15 protein-coding genes are annotated in these 14,508 nt (G+C 73.7%); 10 read left to right on the top strand and 5 right to left on the bottom strand.

What is annotated here, in order from left to right:
* Positions 1 to 8: 8 nt before the first annotated feature.
* The 6 genes from CHC05_RS20995 to CHC05_RS20970 are packed head-to-tail and all read left to right on the top strand — an operon-like array spanning position 9 to position 5,190.
* Positions 9 to 704: a monooxygenase gene (locus CHC05_RS20995; protein ID WP_089251418.1), complete on the top strand. Its 696-nt coding sequence runs from the start codon at positions 9 to 11 to the stop codon at positions 702 to 704.
* Positions 701 to 1,255, top strand: a complete 555-nt coding sequence (locus CHC05_RS20990) for a GNAT family N-acetyltransferase (RefSeq protein WP_089251416.1) — start codon at positions 701 to 703, stop codon at positions 1,253 to 1,255. The genes CHC05_RS20995 and CHC05_RS20990 overlap by 4 nt, the downstream gene beginning before the upstream one ends.
* Positions 1,252 to 2,010: a carotenoid biosynthesis protein gene (locus CHC05_RS20985; protein WP_089251414.1), complete on the top strand. Its 759-nt coding sequence runs from the start codon at positions 1,252 to 1,254 to the stop codon at positions 2,008 to 2,010. Before CHC05_RS20990 ends, CHC05_RS20985 begins: the two co-directional genes overlap by 4 nt.
* Positions 2,007 to 3,128: a glycosyltransferase family 2 protein gene (locus tag CHC05_RS20980; RefSeq protein WP_089251412.1), complete on the top strand. Its 1,122-nt coding sequence runs from the start codon at positions 2,007 to 2,009 to the stop codon at positions 3,126 to 3,128. Before CHC05_RS20985 ends, CHC05_RS20980 begins: the two co-directional genes overlap by 4 nt.
* 15 nt (positions 3,129 to 3,143) lie before the next feature.
* Positions 3,144 to 4,592, top strand: coding sequence for a phytoene desaturase family protein (locus CHC05_RS20975; protein WP_089251410.1), 1,449 nt, complete (start codon positions 3,144 to 3,146; stop codon positions 4,590 to 4,592).
* 10 nt (positions 4,593 to 4,602) lie between these two features.
* On the top strand, positions 4,603 to 5,190 hold the full coding sequence (locus CHC05_RS20970; RefSeq protein ID WP_144022702.1) for a GrpB family protein: 588 nt from the start codon (positions 4,603 to 4,605) through the stop codon (positions 5,188 to 5,190).
* Between the two features lie 91 nt (positions 5,191 to 5,281).
* Here CHC05_RS20970 and CHC05_RS20965 read toward each other — a convergent pair whose 3' ends face one another.
* Together CHC05_RS20965 and metF are read right to left on the bottom strand one after the other, a co-directional pair.
* Positions 5,282 to 5,959 (bottom strand): CDP-alcohol phosphatidyltransferase family protein, encoded by a 678-nt coding sequence (locus CHC05_RS20965; protein WP_089251406.1) that lies wholly within the window; start codon positions 5,957 to 5,959, stop codon positions 5,282 to 5,284.
* A 30-nt stretch (positions 5,960 to 5,989) separates the two neighbouring features.
* Entirely contained in the window at positions 5,990 to 6,907 is a 918-nt protein-coding gene (gene metF / locus CHC05_RS20960; RefSeq protein WP_089251404.1) for a methylenetetrahydrofolate reductase [NAD(P)H], read from the bottom strand.
* 238 nt (positions 6,908 to 7,145) lie between these two features.
* Here metF and CHC05_RS20955 point away from each other — a divergent pair, with 238 nt between their 5' ends.
* The 3 genes from CHC05_RS20955 (at position 7,146) to mptB (ending at position 12,713) form a co-directional block, all read left to right on the top strand.
* A complete protein-coding gene (locus CHC05_RS20955) occupies positions 7,146 to 8,531 on the top strand; it encodes a helix-turn-helix domain-containing protein (RefSeq protein ID WP_245871101.1) in 1,386 nt (461 codons plus the stop codon).
* 401 nt (positions 8,532 to 8,932) lie between these two features.
* Positions 8,933 to 9,916: a polyprenyl synthetase family protein gene (locus CHC05_RS20950; RefSeq protein WP_245871131.1), complete on the top strand. Its 984-nt coding sequence runs from the start codon at positions 8,933 to 8,935 to the stop codon at positions 9,914 to 9,916.
* A 349-nt stretch (positions 9,917 to 10,265) separates the two neighbouring features.
* Positions 10,266 to 12,713, top strand: coding sequence for a polyprenol phosphomannose-dependent alpha 1,6 mannosyltransferase MptB (gene mptB, locus CHC05_RS20945; RefSeq protein ID WP_144022701.1), 2,448 nt, complete (start codon positions 10,266 to 10,268; stop codon positions 12,711 to 12,713).
* Here mptB and CHC05_RS20940 read toward each other — a convergent pair.
* Genes CHC05_RS20940 through CHC05_RS20930 form a run of 3 tightly spaced genes read right to left on the bottom strand, consistent with a single transcriptional unit; the run spans position 12,647 to position 13,677 of the window.
* Positions 12,647 to 13,006: a lycopene cyclase domain-containing protein gene (locus CHC05_RS20940; protein ID WP_089251400.1), complete on the bottom strand. Its 360-nt coding sequence runs from the start codon at positions 13,004 to 13,006 to the stop codon at positions 12,647 to 12,649. The two genes, mptB and CHC05_RS20940, sit on opposite strands and share 67 nt — an antisense overlap.
* Positions 13,003 to 13,332, bottom strand: a complete 330-nt coding sequence (locus CHC05_RS20935; protein ID WP_089251398.1) for a lycopene cyclase domain-containing protein — start codon at positions 13,330 to 13,332, stop codon at positions 13,003 to 13,005. Before CHC05_RS20935 ends, CHC05_RS20940 begins: the two co-directional genes overlap by 4 nt.
* Positions 13,333 to 13,335: 3 nt before the next feature.
* On the bottom strand, positions 13,336 to 13,677 hold the full coding sequence (locus CHC05_RS20930) for an Rv2175c family DNA-binding protein (RefSeq protein WP_245871100.1): 342 nt from the start codon (positions 13,675 to 13,677) through the stop codon (positions 13,336 to 13,338).
* A gap of 94 nt (positions 13,678 to 13,771) precedes the next feature.
* Here CHC05_RS20930 and CHC05_RS20925 point away from each other — a divergent pair, with 94 nt between their 5' ends.
* A complete protein-coding gene (locus tag CHC05_RS20925) occupies positions 13,772 to 14,458 on the top strand; it encodes a hypothetical protein (protein WP_089251396.1) in 687 nt (228 codons plus the stop codon).
* Positions 14,459 to 14,508 lie beyond the last annotated feature (50 nt).

Genomic DNA, 14,508 nt, shown 5'->3' with positions numbered 1-14,508 from the left:
TGGGCGCGATGGACACGGTCGTCACCCTGCACGTCTGGCGGGTCCCCACGCGGAAGATCCCGCACGTGCTCGCCCGGATGGCGACCGACCGCGCCCGCCTCCGCCGCCACCCCGGCGTCCGCTTCGCGAAGCTGCTCGGCACGGGCACCGGCACCGGCTTCGGCCCCGGCGACGTCGACGCCACCCGCTGGGCGGCCCTGCTCGTACACGAAAAAGACAAAACGCCACGAGCCATCGAGAGCTGGACCGACCTCAGCACGGCGCACGCGAGAGTCGACCTGGAACCCATCGCCAGCCGCGGCACCTGGAGCGGCCACCAACCCTTCCAAAAAACACAAACCACCCGTACCGACGGAATGGTCCTCGCCCTGACCCGGGCCCGCCTGAAGCCGTCGCGGGCCGCGACCTTCTGGCGCGCCATCCCCCCGGTGGCCGCATCCCTGCGCGACGCGCCGGGACTGCTCGCCCGGTTCGGCGTCGGCGAGGCACCGATCGGCTGGCAGGGCACGGTCACCGTGTGGCGGAGCACAACGGATCTGGTCGGCTTCGCGTACCGTCAGCCGGAGCATCGTGCCGCCATCGCGCGCACGGCACAGGTCGACTGGTACGCCGAGGAGCTTTTCGCCCGGTTCGCGGTATGCGGCATCATGGGTGACCGCGGGGTGCTCGGCTGGCAACAGATGACAAGGAGCGATCCGGCATGAGGCTGGTGCCGTGGAAGCCGGACGACCTGGCACGTCGGCTCGACGACGTGGTGGCCGTCTACGGAGAGGCGATGGGTTACCGGCCGGAGCTGATGGAGGCCCGGCGCGGGATCATCGCCACGCACGTGCGCCGTTCCGGTTTCCGCGCGGTCGCCACGCTGACCACCGACGGACACCTGGCCGGTTTCGGCTACGGCTATGTCTCCGGGGCCGGTCAGTGGTGGCACGACCAGGTCCGCTCCGCGCTCAGCGAGGAGCACCGGAAGCGCTGGCTGACCGACTGCTTCGAGGTCGTCGAGCTGCACGTCCGCCCGGCCGCGCAGGGTCACGGCGTCGGGGCCCGCCAGCTGCGCGCGCTGCTCGGCATGGCGCCCGGCGCGACCACGTTGCTGTCCACACCGGAGGCCGACGAGCAGAAGTCCCGCGCCTGGCGGCTCTACCGCAGCTTCGAGTTCGTCGACGTGCTGCGCGACTTCCGCTTTCCCGGCGACGAGCGGGCCTTCGCGGTGCTCGGCCGGGACCTGCCGGTGCGCGCGCCGTCCGGGGAATGACCCGCAAGCTGCCCTGGTACGGGCTGGGTCTGCTGATCCTCGCCCAGATCTGCTATCCACTGACCGATGACGGCGCCCGCACCGCGGTCACCGTCACGACGGTCGTCCTCGGCTACGTGCTGTCGGTCGGCCACGCCGCACTGACCCGCGGCCCACGGGTCGCGGCCGTGCTGGTGGTGGTCACCACGGGAGGCGGGCTCTTCGTCGAGGCGGCGGGGGTGGCGAGCGGCGCGCCGTTCGGCGAATACGCGTACTCCGGGGCGCTCGGTCCGAAGATCGCCGGTGTGCCGTGGGTGATCCCGCTGGCCTGGACCTGGATGGCGTGGCCGGCCTGGCTCGCGGCCGTGCGGCTGGTCCGGCCCACCGCGCTGCGGGTCGGGGTGGCCGGCGTCGGCCTCGCCGCGTGGGACCTGTTCCTCGACCCGCAGATGGTCGCCGAGGGCTACTGGACCTGGTCGAACCCGTCGCCGAGCCTGCCCGGGGTGCCGGACGTGCCGCTGGGCAACTACGCCGGCTGGCTGGTCGTCGCGATCCTGATGATGACCGTGTTCAGCGGGCTGGCCGGCCCCGCCGCGCTGGTCATCGGGCCGGACGCGCCGATGTACGCGCTGTACCTGTGGACCTATTTCTCCAGCATCCTGGCCCACGCCGCTTTCCTCGGGCTGTCCGCGTCGGCTGGCTGGGGTGCCCTGGGCATGGGGCTGGTCGCGTTGCCGCTCGCCGTCACCCTGATCTTGCATCGGGTACGGACGTGAGCGCGCTCGCCTGGCTGCCAGCCCTGTTGGCCGGCGCCCTGGCCGTGCACGCCGCGATCAACGCCAGGCTGCTGCGCCGCCCCTCGGACGCGGCCTTTCCCGAGCCGGTGGCGGTGCTGTTGCCGGTGCGCGACGAGGCCGCCCGGGTGGAGCCGTGCCTGCGGTCGTTGCTGGGCCAGCGTGGCGTGCCCTTGTCCATCCTGGTCCTCGACGACGGGTCGACCGACGGGACCGCAGACGTGGTACGTGCGGTGGCCGGCGACGACCCGCGCGTGCGGCTGCTCACCGGGGCGCCGCTGCCGCCGGGCTGGCTCGGCAAGCCGCACGCCTGCCAGCAGCTCGCCGACGCGGCCGACCCGGCGGCCCGGGTGCTGGCGTTCGTCGACGCGGACGTGGTGCTGTCGCCTTCGGCCGTCGCGGGTGCGGCGGCCCTGCTGCGCTCGGCGGGCGTCGGGCTGCTGTCGCCGTACCCCCGCATCGTCGTGGGGTCGTGGGGTGAGCGGCTCGTGCAGCCGCTGTTGCAGTGGTCGTGGCTGACGTTCCTGCCGCTGCGGGCGCTGGAGCGCTCGGCGCGGCCGTCGCTGGCGGCGGCCGGTGGGCAGTTCCTGGTGGTGGATCGTTCGGCTTACCTGGCGGCCGGTGGGCATGCGGCGGTGCGGTCGTCGGTGCTGGAGGACATCTCGCTGGCCCGGGCGGTCAAACGGTCGGGTGGGCGGATCGCGCTGGCCGACGGGTCGCGGGTCGCGGAGTGCCGGATGTACTCGTCGTGGGACTCGCTCGTCGCCGGCTACACGAAGTCGCTGTGGGCGTCGTTCGGGTCCGCTCTTGGCGCTGCGGCCGTGGTGGGGCTGCTGCTGCTCGTTTATGTCGTACCCGTGTTGTTGACTGTCTTCGGGTTGGTGACGTGGTCGCTGCCGGTGGTGCTGGCCGGGTGTGTGGCCTATGCCCTGGGGGTGCTCGGCCGCGTGGCGAGCGCGGCGGCGACGGGCGGGAGGTGGTGGCCGGACGCGCTGGCTCAGCCGGTGTCGGTGCTCTTGTTCGGCTGGTTGGTGGTCCGTTCCTACCGGCTGCGGCGCGCCGGCGCGCTGCGGTGGCGGGACCGGCCGGTGGTGCTGTGATCCTCGGAGGCGGGCGTGGCTGAGGTCGTCGTGGTCGGGGCCGGCGTGGGTGGGCTGGCGTGCGCGGCGCGGCTCGCGGCAACCGGACACCACGTCACCGTGTACGAGCGGTCCACGGTGGTCGGCGGCAAGCTCGGCCGCCGGGTGGTCGCACGGCCCGAGGGTGTTTTTCGATTCGACACCGGGCCGAGCCTGCTCACGCTGCCGCAGGTGTTCGACGAGCTGTTCGCCGACCTCGGCGGTGTGGCCCCGCCGCTGGTGCCACTGAACCCGGTGGTCCGGCACGTGTTCGCCGACGGCACGGTGCTCGACTCGTGCGCCGATCCGGCCGAGTTCGCTGAGCGGATCGGCGCCGCGCTCGGTGCCGAGGCGGCTTTGGACTGGCAGGGCCTGTGGCGGCGGGCCGGGCGGGTCTGGGACGCGTCGTGGCGTGACATCCTGCGCCGCCCGGTCGACTCGCCGGCCGCGCTGGCCGGGCTGGCCTGGCGGCTCGGTGACCTGGCCGCGGTGGCCCCGGGCCAGTCGCTGCGCGGCCTGGGCCTGCGGCGGCTGCGGGATCCCCGGCTGCGGATGCTGCTCGACCGCTACGCGACCTACACCGGCGCCGACCCCCGACGGGCGCCGGCCGCGCTGGCGGCGGTGCCGTACGCGGAACTGTCGTTCGGGGGTTGGTACGTGCCCGGCGGGTTGGGGACGCTGGCCGACGCGCTGCTTTCGCGGTGTGTCGACCTGGGCGTGTCGGTGCGCACGGGGGCGACGGTGACCTCGATCTCGGTGGCCGGCGGTCGGGTCGACGGCGTACGGGTCGACGGGTCGTTCGTGCCGGCCGACGTGGTGGTGTCCAACGTGGATGCGCTGACCCTGTACCGGGACCTGCTGCCGACGCCGCGCCGGCTGTCCCGGCTGTCCGACCGGAGCCTGGCGGGTTTCGTGCTGCTGCTCGGGGTCGCCGGCCGCACGCCTGGGTTGGCGCACCACACGGTGTTCTTCCCGTCCGACTACGACGCGGAGTTCGACGCGGTGTTCGGTGGGCGGCTCGCGGCCGACCCCGCGGTGTTCGTCACCGTCGCCGACGACGCGGCGGTCCGCCCGGCGGGCCACGAGGCGTGGTTCGTGCTGGTCAACGCGCCGCGGCACGGTGTCGGGCCGGGTGCGGTCGACTGGAACAGGCCGGGGCTGGCGGCGGCGTACGCGGACCGCGTGTTGGCGGTGCTCGCCGCGCGCGGCGTCGACGTCCGCGACCGGGTGCTGTTCCGGGAGGTGCTGACGCCGGCGTCGCTGGAGGCGTCGGCCGCGGCGCCGGGTGGGGCGATCTACGGGACCGCCGGCGGGTTGCTGCGGCCGGCCAACCGCGGGCCGCTTCCGGGGCTGTTCCTGGTCGGCGGCTCGACCCATCCGGGCGGCGGGCTGCCGATGGTGGCGCTGTCGGCGCGGATCGTCGCGGGGCAGATCGGCCCGGCGTAGGCTCTTGTCGATGCGCATGCCGCCGCTGCCCGCACCCGCACCGCCGGTCACGGAGGAGTGGCTGCGCGCACGGAACGTGGGCGACCCACCCCGGTTGACGGCGCCGATTATGATCTCGGCGTACGACCCGGTCTGGCCCCTGTTGTATGCCCGGCACGCCACCCGGATCCGCGCCGCGCTGGGCCTGGTGGCGTTGGCGGTCGACCATGTCGGGTCGACCGCGGTGCCGGGGATGGCGGCGAAGTTCCGGATCGACATCGACGTGGTCGTCACAGACCCGCGCGACGAGGACGCCTATCTGCCGGCACTGTCGTCGGCGGGCTATGTGCTGCGCCTCCGGGAGCCGGACTGGTACGAACGCCGGGCGCTGCACGGCTTCGACCCGCCGTGCAACGTACACGTCTTCCCGCCGGACTGCGACGAACACCTACGCCACCTGATCCTGCGCGACTGGCTGCGCACGCACCCGGAAGACCGATCGCGCTACGCGGCGGAGAAACGCCGAATAGCCCAATCGGGCGTGACCTACATGGCCGAGTACGCGAACCAGAAGTCAACCGTCATCATCGACATCCTGAAACGCGCCGGCCTGACCTGACCGGCTCGCTCCCTCGCACGAGGGATGTCGTCGTTGTTCGCGCCTTGTCGGTTGTGTGGCGCGGGCCCGGTAGTGGAGCGGTCGTCGGGTGTCAGCGCAGGAGGCGGCGGACCGCTCGCAGAAGTTGGGCCAGGCCGAAGGTGGCCAGGAGGATCCAGATCGCCAGAAAGACGGTCAGGGTGCCCGGCGTCAGGTCGCGGTTGACGGCGCCGGCACCGGCCGCGGCGAGGAAGGCGACCGTCGTGACGCTGACGCGGCTCGGGCGTTCGCCGACGGTGACCGTGCCGATCTCGGTCATGCCGGCGGCGGTGGCCCGGGCGCGGATGTACTCGTGCAGCCAGGACAGCGCGCCCGCGGTGAAGACCAGCGGTGCGGGGGCGCCGGCTACCCAGAAGGCGGTCAGCCAGCAGATCTCGCCCAGGCGGTCGGCGACCGAGTCGTAGACGTAGCCCAGGCGGGTCGTGCGGTCGGTGGCCACGGCAACCGCGCCGTCGACGCTGTCGGCCACGGCGGCCAGGATGACCAGGATCGCGGCCGTGACCAGGCCCTCCGGGGCCCGGGTGGCGGCGATCGGCGTGGCCGCGCACAGGCCCAGGCCGACCGTGGTGACCGCCGTCGGCGAGATCCTTAGGCGGCCGAGGCGGGAACCGATCTCGTAGGAGAGACGGACCCAGCCTCGGACGACCGTGCCCGCCTGTCTCGGGTCGAAGCCGCCGTGCAGTGCCGCCCATCGGGACGCGTAGTCGTGCCAACCCAGCCGTGTGCCCACGTCAGCTCAACCGTCCATCGGCGGTCGAGGTCACACGCCGGCGTCGACCCGTAGGTGCTGCCATACCTCGCGGGTCGCCGTTGACCGGTTGAGGGTGATGAAGTGGATGCCCGGCACGCCCTCGGCGAGCAGGCGGGCGCACATCTCGCTGGCCTGCTCGATGCCGAGCTTGCGCACCGCGTCGGCGTCGTCGGCGACCCGGGCGAACTGCTCGGCCAGCGCGGGCGGGAACGGCGCACCGGACAGCTGCTCGGAGCGGGCGATGGTGCTCATCCGGGTCACCGGCATCACGCCGGGCAGGATCGGGGTGTCGCAGCCTGCGGCGGCCACGCGGTCGCGCAGGCGTAGGTAGTCGTCTCCGTCGAAGAACATCTGGGTGATCGCGAAGTCGGCGCCGGCGCGGCACTTCTGGATGAAGAAGTCGGTGTCGCTGGCGATGTCAGCCGAGCGCGGGTGCTTGTACGGGAACGCCGCGACGCCTACGCAGAAGTCACCCGACTCGCGAATGATCTTGACCAGGTCTTCGGCGTAGTCGACGCCCTCCGGGTGGCGCACCCACTCGCCGTTGGGGTTGCCGGGCGGGTCGCCGCGCACCGCGAGGATGTTGCGGATGCCGGCCGCGGCCAGCCGGCCGATCACGTTGCGTAGCTCGGCGACCGAGTGGTTGACGGCGGTCAGGTGGGCCATCGGAAGCAGCGTCGTCTCGGTCGCGACCCGCTCGGTGACCGACACCGTGGTGTCGCGGGTGGTGCCGCCCGCGCCGTAGGTGATCGAGACGAAGGACGGGTGTAGCGGCTCGAGCTCGCGGATCGCCCGCCACAGCTGCACCTCGCCTTCGGGTGTCTTGGGCGGGAAGAACTCGAACGAGAACGTCGGGCCTGCCTCGCGGATCAGGTCACCGATCGATGGTTGCGATCCCGGAAGGATCGAGGGGAGTCCGAGCGCCACGGGTCGAGCGTACCGGCTGGGTGGTCTTGCTGGTCGCCGCACCGGGCGCCTGTGGATAACGCGCGTTCGCGCTGGTGACGGCGTTGCCGACGGGATGGGGACGGGAAAACGTCGCACCCGAGGGGTACATATGTTCTACGCGCCGCGGGCCGACACCACGGTCCGTTGGTCGGCGCGTGGGGTGCCGTTCGCGGCATCCGGGGGCCACAGGCGTGCACCGCTGCTTCGGGGAGGGTCCATGATGTCCGCGTCGCCACCGCACCCGTTCGACGCGGCCGGTCCGCGTCCGCCGTTCGGTCCCTACCTGGCTCAGCTGCGGTTACGCCGGGGCTGGAGCCAGCTCCGGCTGGCCGAGCAGCTCTGCGCCGCCTCCGGCAGCCCGACCGTGACCCGCCACGAGGTCAGCCGCTGGGAGCGCGAGGATCGACTGCCGGCCGACTTCTGGCTCGGTTGGCTCGCCGCTGTGCTCGACACGCCGGTCGACGGCCTCGCGGCCGCGGCCGAGCGCAGCCGGTTGCGCCACCGCCTGGCCGCGCCCGGGCAGGCCGGCCCCGGGCGGCCGGAGAGCCGTGACCGGGTCGGGCTCGACCTGCTCGGGCTCGCGCACACGTGGCTCGCCGGCGACCCACCGCCGCTGATCGGGCCGCCGCGAGCCGCTCCTCCGGCGACCGCCTGGTGCGAACGGCCGACCGTCGCCGAGGTGACCGCCCGGTTGGTCGCGGCCCGCCGCCTCGACGACGTGCTCGGCGGGGCCGACCTGGCCAGCGCGGTGCAGCGGCTCGGGGCAGCCACCGCCCAGGCGACGACGCCGCCGGCCGGCGCCACCCTGACCCGCAGAGCGGCCCGGCTGCGGGCCGAGGTCGCCCAGCTCCGCGGCTGGACGCTGGCCGACGCGGGCGATCCGCTCGGCGCGCTGTCCGCTTATCGGGCGGCGCTGGGCGCGGCGGCGGCCGCGGGTGACCGGCCGCTCGCCGGCCACGTACTAGGCTCGGCCAGTCACCTGTTGGCCGGTTCGGGCGACCCGGCGCCGGCGTTGTTGTTGGCCCGCACCGCCTACGCGGGGTCACGCCGGGCCCTGTCGGCGTCGGGGCGGGCGCTGCTGCTGCACCGGATCGCGTTCGCGGCGGCGGCGGCCGGGTTACGCGGTGCCGCCGAGGCGGCGCTGGTCGCCGCGCAGCGGGCCACCGAGCGACGGGCCGCGGAGCACGATCCGCCCTGGCTCTACTGGCTCGACGAGGGTGAGCTCGACGCGCTGGCCGGTCGCTGCCTGGTCGTGCTCGGCCGACCCAACCGCGCGCTCCCGCTGCTGACGCGGGCCGCGGCCCGCTCCGGTCAGCCGCGCACCGGCGCGCTCGACAAGGCCTGGCTGGCCCGGGCCCGGCTCGACACCGGCGAGGCCGAGGGCGCGTTGCTGGTCGCCGGCGCGGCGGTGCTCGACACGATCCGCTCGGGTTCGACGCGGGCGCTCGACCTGCTCACCGCCTTCGGCGACCGAATCGCCCCGCATGCCCGGCTGCCCGCCGCACGTGACTACGCCGACCTGTTGGTGGCGGCGCGGCCCTACCTGCCACGGCCGCTGCGTGACGAGCCGGTCGGAGGTCATCGGGTGGCCGGCGATGACTGACGGGTCCTGGGGTCCGGCCTCGGCGCGGCGTGACCTGGGCTCCGGCCCGGGGCCGGGCCGGGCTCGGGTGGGCGTCGCACCGCGCCTGGCTTGGGTGGGCGCTGGCGCGAGGCCTGGCCCGGCTCGGGTGGGCGCTGGGTGGGGGCCCGGTCGCGGTCCGCCGGCGGGCCACGACGGTGATCCGCAGCCCGGCGGTGAGCGCTCCGGTTGTCGTTCCGGCGGATTGACCCTAGCGTCGTGGCGTGACCGAGCCGACGAGCCCTTCCGACGCCGCCGGCGCGGTTCCCGCCGATCCAGGCTGGCCGATTGCCGCCCCGAACCTGCCCGCGACCGACCGGACCGGCCTGCGGCAGCGGGTCGACAAATCGTTGGCGTGGTTCCTGGCCGACCGGCGGGCGTGGATGGCCGAGGTCGACAGCGCCCTGGCGCCCGTCGCCGACGCGATCGAGGGTTTCGTGCTGCGGGGTGGCAAGCGGCTGCGGCCGGCCTTCGGCTACTGGGGGTTCCGCGGTGCCGGCGGCAACGACTCCGACCAGGTCGTGAAAGCCCTCGCCGCGTTGGAGCTGGTCCAGGCCAGCGCGTTGATCCACGACGACCTGATCGACCGCTCCGACACCCGGCGGGGCGAGCCCGCGGTGCACCGCAGGTTCGCGACCCGGCACCGGGCCCACGGCTGGACAGGCGACGCCGACGGCTTCGGCGACTCCGCTGCCGTGCTGCTCGGTGACCTCTGCCTGGTCTGGTCCGACGAGCTGTTGCACGCGGGCGGCCTTGACCCGGCGGCGCTCTCCCGCGCCCGCCCGGTCTTCGACGCGATGCGCACGGAGGTGACGATCGGCCAGTACCTGGACGTCCTGACCCAGGCGACCGGCGACACATCCGTCGAGCGCGCCGGCAAGGTCGCACGCCTGAAGTCGGCGAAGTACACGGTCGAGCGCCCGCTGCTGCTCGGCGCCGCACTGGCCGCCGCACCGGCTGAGGTCGAGGCCGCGTACTCGGGCTACGGGTTGCCGCTCGGCGAGGCCTTCCAGCTGCGCGACGACCTCCTGGGCGTGTTCGGCGACCCGGCGCAGACCGGCAAACCGGCCGGCGACGACCTCCGCGAGGGCAAGCGCACCTTTCTGGTGGCGGCCACCCTCGAGGCGGCCGACGAGTCCGGTCGCCGCGACCTGCAGCGCCTGCTCGGCTCGCCCGACCTCGACGCGGCCGGCATCGCCCACCTCCGCGAGGTCATCGTGGCCAGCGGCGCCGCCGAACGGACGGAACGCCGGATCGGCGTGTTGCTGGACGCGGCGCTGGCCGCGATCGAGTCGGCACCGATCGACGGCGAGGCCCGGGCGGCCTTGATCGACCTCGCCCACGCCGCCACCACCCGCACCGACTGACCCGGCCGCCCCGCCGGCCCCAGGCCCAGGACGCCAGCCGCCCGTCGTGCGGGAAGGTCAACCGCCCCACCGGCGCCGGGTCCGTGACGCCAGCCGCCCAGCCGGCCCCGTCCGAGGGCCAACCGCCCCACCGGCCCCAGGTCCGACGCCAGCCGCCCAGCCGGCCCCGTCCGAGAGGCCAACCACCCAGCCGGGCCCCGTCCGAGAGGCCAACCGCCGCATCGGTCCCAGGTCTGGGACGCCAGCCGTCCCGCCCGGCCCGTCCGGGGAGGCCAACCGCCCCGGCGGCCCGGCGCCCGGGGAGGCCAGCGTCGTTGCGGTCCGCGACCGGCGTGGGATCATCGATGGCGTGCGTGGCCTGGACAGCCCGTGGGGTCTGCGCGTCACCGGGCTTGTCGGGGTCGCCGTTGTCGCCGCCGGGGCATATGAAGCGGGGGCCTTGCCGGGGCGGGACCCCGGACTCGGCCTGCGTGGCCCCGGCACGCCCGGCGCCGGCTTCTGGTGGGGCCTCGCCGCGTGGGTGGTCGGGCTGGCGATCGTGTCCGGTGCGTGGTGGCGGATCGGTTCGCGGTTGGGCGGCCTCGGCAGCCGCTGGTTGATCACCACGGGCGCGCTCTGGGCCCTGCCGCTGCTGCTCGCACCGCCGCTGGCCAGCCGCGACGTCTACTCCTATGCCTGCCAGGGCGAGATCTGGCGATCCGGGCTGGACCCGTACGCGATCGGTGCGGCCGACGGCGGATGCCTCTGGTCGAACGCGGTGCCGGACCTCTGGCAGCACACGCCGGCGCCTTACGGCCCGGTTGGCATCGCCCTGTCCGGTGCGGCCGCCGCCGTCGCCCGCGCGGTTGGCGGGCCCGCCGACCACCGACTGCTGGTGGCGGTCACCGTGCTCCGGCTCGTCGCGCTGGTCGGTGGTGTGTTGATCGCCGTGTACGCGGGTCGGCTGGCCAACGCCGTGGGCGTCCGCCCGGAATCCGCGCGGTGGCTCGGGCTGCTCTCGCCGCTCGTCGCGGTCCACCTCGTCTCCGGCGCCCACAACGACGCCCTCACGGCCGGCCTGCTCGTCGCCGCCCTGGCGGTCGCCGTACCGGCCGTCGCGTCTCGCGGTCCGGCCACGGTGGTCCTCGCCACACCCGCGCGCGATGTGCCCGCGGCGGTCTCCGGACCCGCGACCACCAGGTCGAACGATCCCGGTAGGGAAACCGGAGAACAGTCCCCACACGCGGCGCGCGTGTCGACAGGGGATGCGGTCACGCCCGGCTCTGTCTCCAGGCACGGCGCCCTCGCGGCTGAAACGAGGAGCAGGTTCGGACCGGCAATCGAGGCCGGAAGCCCGACCGACATCGAGACCGAGACCGGGTACCCGGCCGGGACCAGCAACGCGACCTGGAGCGGCGAGCCGACCGGGACCAGCAACGCCACCTGGACCAGCAACCCGACCGAGACCAGCCACGCGACCTGGAACGGCGAGCCGACCGGGACCAGCAACGCCACCTGGACCAGCAACCCGACCGAGACCAGCGACGCGACCTGGAACGGCAAGCCGGTGCGGGCCCCATCTCAGGCCTACCGGGGCATGTCGTGGGGATCCGCGGTAGGTGCCGGGGCCTTCCTTGGGCTCGCGGTCGGGGTCAAGGTGACCGCGATCCTGGCCCTCCCGTTCGTTGTCCTGCTGGTCGCTGGTTGGCGGCTGCGCCGCGGCACACCACCGTGGGTCACCATCGCGCTCGCCGGGCTCACCGTGACCGGGACCGGTGCGCTGGTGTTCGCCGCCGCCGGTCTGGCCACCGGGCTCGACCTCGGCTGGGTCGGCGCCCTCTCCGACACCGGCAGCCTCGTGCAGTGGACGTCGCTGCCGACCGGCATCGGAATGGCGATCGGCTACGTGTTCCGCGCGGCCGGCCACCCCGGCGCCGTCGACGCGACGGTCGACGTCGCCCGCGCCTGCGGCATCGCTGCGCTCGCCGTCATCGGGCTCGGCCTCTGCTGGCGCGCGCTGCGCGCCACGCTCGCCCTCCACCCGGCCTACGCACTCCCGGCCCCGCGCCGCGCCAGCACGGAAGCCGACGCGAGCCCTGCGCCCAGGCAACCGGGCCGACCCAGCGCCGCCACCTCCGACGTCCAGCCAGCAACCAGCCGCGTCACCTCACACACAGAACACCAACCCAACACCGCCAGCGCCGACGCCCAGCCAGCAACCAACCGCGTCGCCTCACACACAGAACACCAACCCAACGCCACCAGCGCTGAAGCCCAGCCAGCAACCAACCGGCTCACCTCACACACCGAACACGAACCCAGCGGCGCCGCCGCGCAGGCCCAACAAGAAACCAGCCGTGTCACCCCGGACTCCGAGCCACACACCAGCCGTGTCGCCGCGCACTCCGGACCACCGACCGGGCGCGACCCCAGGGACGCCGAACTCGAACCCAATGACGCCGCCACGCGAGGTCGAGCAGGAACTGCGACCCGTCGGGAGGTTGTCGCGGCTTGTGGGTGGGCGCTCGTCGCCGCCGCTGTCCTGCTGCCGGTTTTCTACCCCTGGTATGCCCTCGTTCCGCTGGCCGTCCTCGCCTGCGCCACCCCACCAGGAAAGACCAGAACCGCCCTCGCGACCGCCGCGATCGTGGTCACGGCGTTGGCCCTTCCCAACGGCCTCGGGCTGCCGGTGCTGACCAAACTCCCCGGAGCCATCGTCGACGTGGCGATCCTCGTCGGTGGCGCCCTGGCCTACTTCCGCTTCCGCAACCGCCGGAGCAACCAGGACGACCCCGTCCCCGCCGCCGGCTCCCGCTGAACTCCCTGCCGCCCCCACCACACCCACAGCGACAACGTCGACAACACCAGCGCGAAGCCGAAGACCAGATCCTCGACGGGCGCGTACACGAGCCGCACCCCGACGATCGCCGACGGGTCGTAGCGGACGATGTCGCGGCCCGTCAGCACCCCGTTGGACAAGAGCTGGAAGAACACGATGATCGGGTACGTGGCCCAGAACACCCGCCGCCGTACCAACCCCGTCCGCAGCACCGCCAGGTCGAGGACCAGCGCCAGGAGGGCTCCGACCAGGGCCGCCGTCGTGTAGGTCACGGGCGCTCGTCGCCCGCCGGCAGCCGCAGCACCGCTCGGACGGCCTCGAACCCCAGGATGCTGCACAGCGGCACCACCAGGAAGAACAGCAGCTCGTCGAGCGGCAGCCCACCGGGCAGCACCACGCCCGTCGTCTGGCGCGGGTCGAACGACCAGTGGCCGGCCGCGATCGCCAAGATGTCCCAGGCCGCGAACACCGCCATCACCGGCACCAGGGTCAACAGCAGGCGGCGCCAGCGGCGCAGGACGTTGACCCGCAGGGCCGGTTCCAGCCAGAGTGCACCGGCCAGGCAGCCCACCAGGACCGCCAGGTAGACGAAGCGCAACTCCTAGAAGCCCAACGCCTGGGCTCGGCGCTTCACCTCGGTCGCCTTGTCACCGCCGAGAGCGGCCGCGGGGTAGCCCGGCAACGTCTCGTCGGTCGCGTAGAGCCACCGCAGGCACTCTTCGTCGTTGTACCCAGCGTCGTGCAGCAACGTGATGACGCCTGGCAGGTGCTTGAGCACGGTGCGGTTGGCCACCAGCTCGGCCGGCACCCGCAGGACGCCGTCGCGCCGGACCGCGAGCAGCGAGCCGTCGCGGACCATCTGGTGCACCTTGCTGATCGACACGTCGAGGCGCTCCGCCACGTCGGGCAAAGGCAGCCACTGAGCGGGAACGGTTTCGGTCACCCGCTCACATTGCCACGCCGACAGGGCGTGACACCACCGAACCACCCGGTACGGGGTATCGCCGTACCGGCCGAACATCTCGGAGGGAACTCCCGTGACGACCTGGCGGGGCGTGCGCAAGGAGCTCGAGGGCGCGTGGCGGTCGATCCAGTACGACCTCAGCAGGGCGAAGACGCGCCGCACCGACGGCGAGGAGACCACCGAGCTGATCTTCCCTGAACAGAACCGGCCGCCGAGAAGGCTGCGGGCCACCGGCGGGTTCGTCCTCGTCAGCCTGGTCGGCGCGATCGGCACGTACTTCGCGGTCGTCAACGGCCTCGGCGCGCTGCTGGAGCCAGGCCAGAAGGCCGAGGGCGAGAAGCCGGCGTCCGTCGTCGCCGGCGCCGCCGGCACCGGCCAACGCACGGACGCGGACGCGAGGCCGGACCAGAGCGTGCGGATCGCCCGGCAGGGTGGCCCGCTCACCGTCGCCGGCCGCCAGGCCTCGGCCGGTGGCGCCGGTTCATCGGATACGCACGACGGTGTCCCGGGCGGCGCAGGACCCGCCCCGAAACCGGAGCTGCCGCGCGGAGCCCCGGTGCCGGAAGACTCCGACGACGCCCCACCACAGACAGAAACGCCGACGCCGACCCCCAGCCCGACGCCGACCCCCGCCGCGACCGACGAGCCGTCCGCGACCCCCAGCCCGACGCCCAGCGCCTCCGAACCGGGCGACGAACCCACCGACGAGGGGCGGAAACGGCACCGGCACCACCGCCATGACCAGGACGAAAACCCCTGATTGCGGGGTTAGCGGTGACTTTGCCGGCACGGCTGTGTCGCGCCGCCCGG

This window comes from Asanoa hainanensis (genome assembly GCF_900188485.1).
GTDB classification, from domain to species: Bacteria; Actinomycetota; Actinomycetes; order Mycobacteriales; family Micromonosporaceae; genus Asanoa; species Asanoa hainanensis.
This window is presented reverse-complemented; position numbering and strand designations above follow the sequence as displayed.

Bases quoted from the DNA above. Each gene is read 5' to 3' on its own strand.
- CHC05_RS20995 (WP_089251418.1), top strand. From the start codon at position 9: ATGGACACGGTCGTCACCCTGCACGTCTGGCGGGTCCCCACGCGGAAG.
- CHC05_RS20990 (WP_089251416.1), top strand. From the start codon at position 701: ATGAGGCTGGTGCCGTGGAAGCCGGACGACCTGGCACGTCGGCTCGAC.
- CHC05_RS20985 (WP_089251414.1), top strand. From the start codon at position 1,252: ATGACCCGCAAGCTGCCCTGGTACGGGCTGGGTCTGCTGATCCTCGCC.
- CHC05_RS20970 (WP_144022702.1), top strand. From the start codon at position 4,603: ATGCGCATGCCGCCGCTGCCCGCACCCGCACCGCCGGTCACGGAGGAG.
- CHC05_RS20955 (WP_245871101.1), top strand. From the start codon at position 7,146: ATGATGTCCGCGTCGCCACCGCACCCGTTCGACGCGGCCGGTCCGCGT.
- CHC05_RS20950 (WP_245871131.1), top strand. From the start codon at position 8,933: ATGGCCGAGGTCGACAGCGCCCTGGCGCCCGTCGCCGACGCGATCGAG.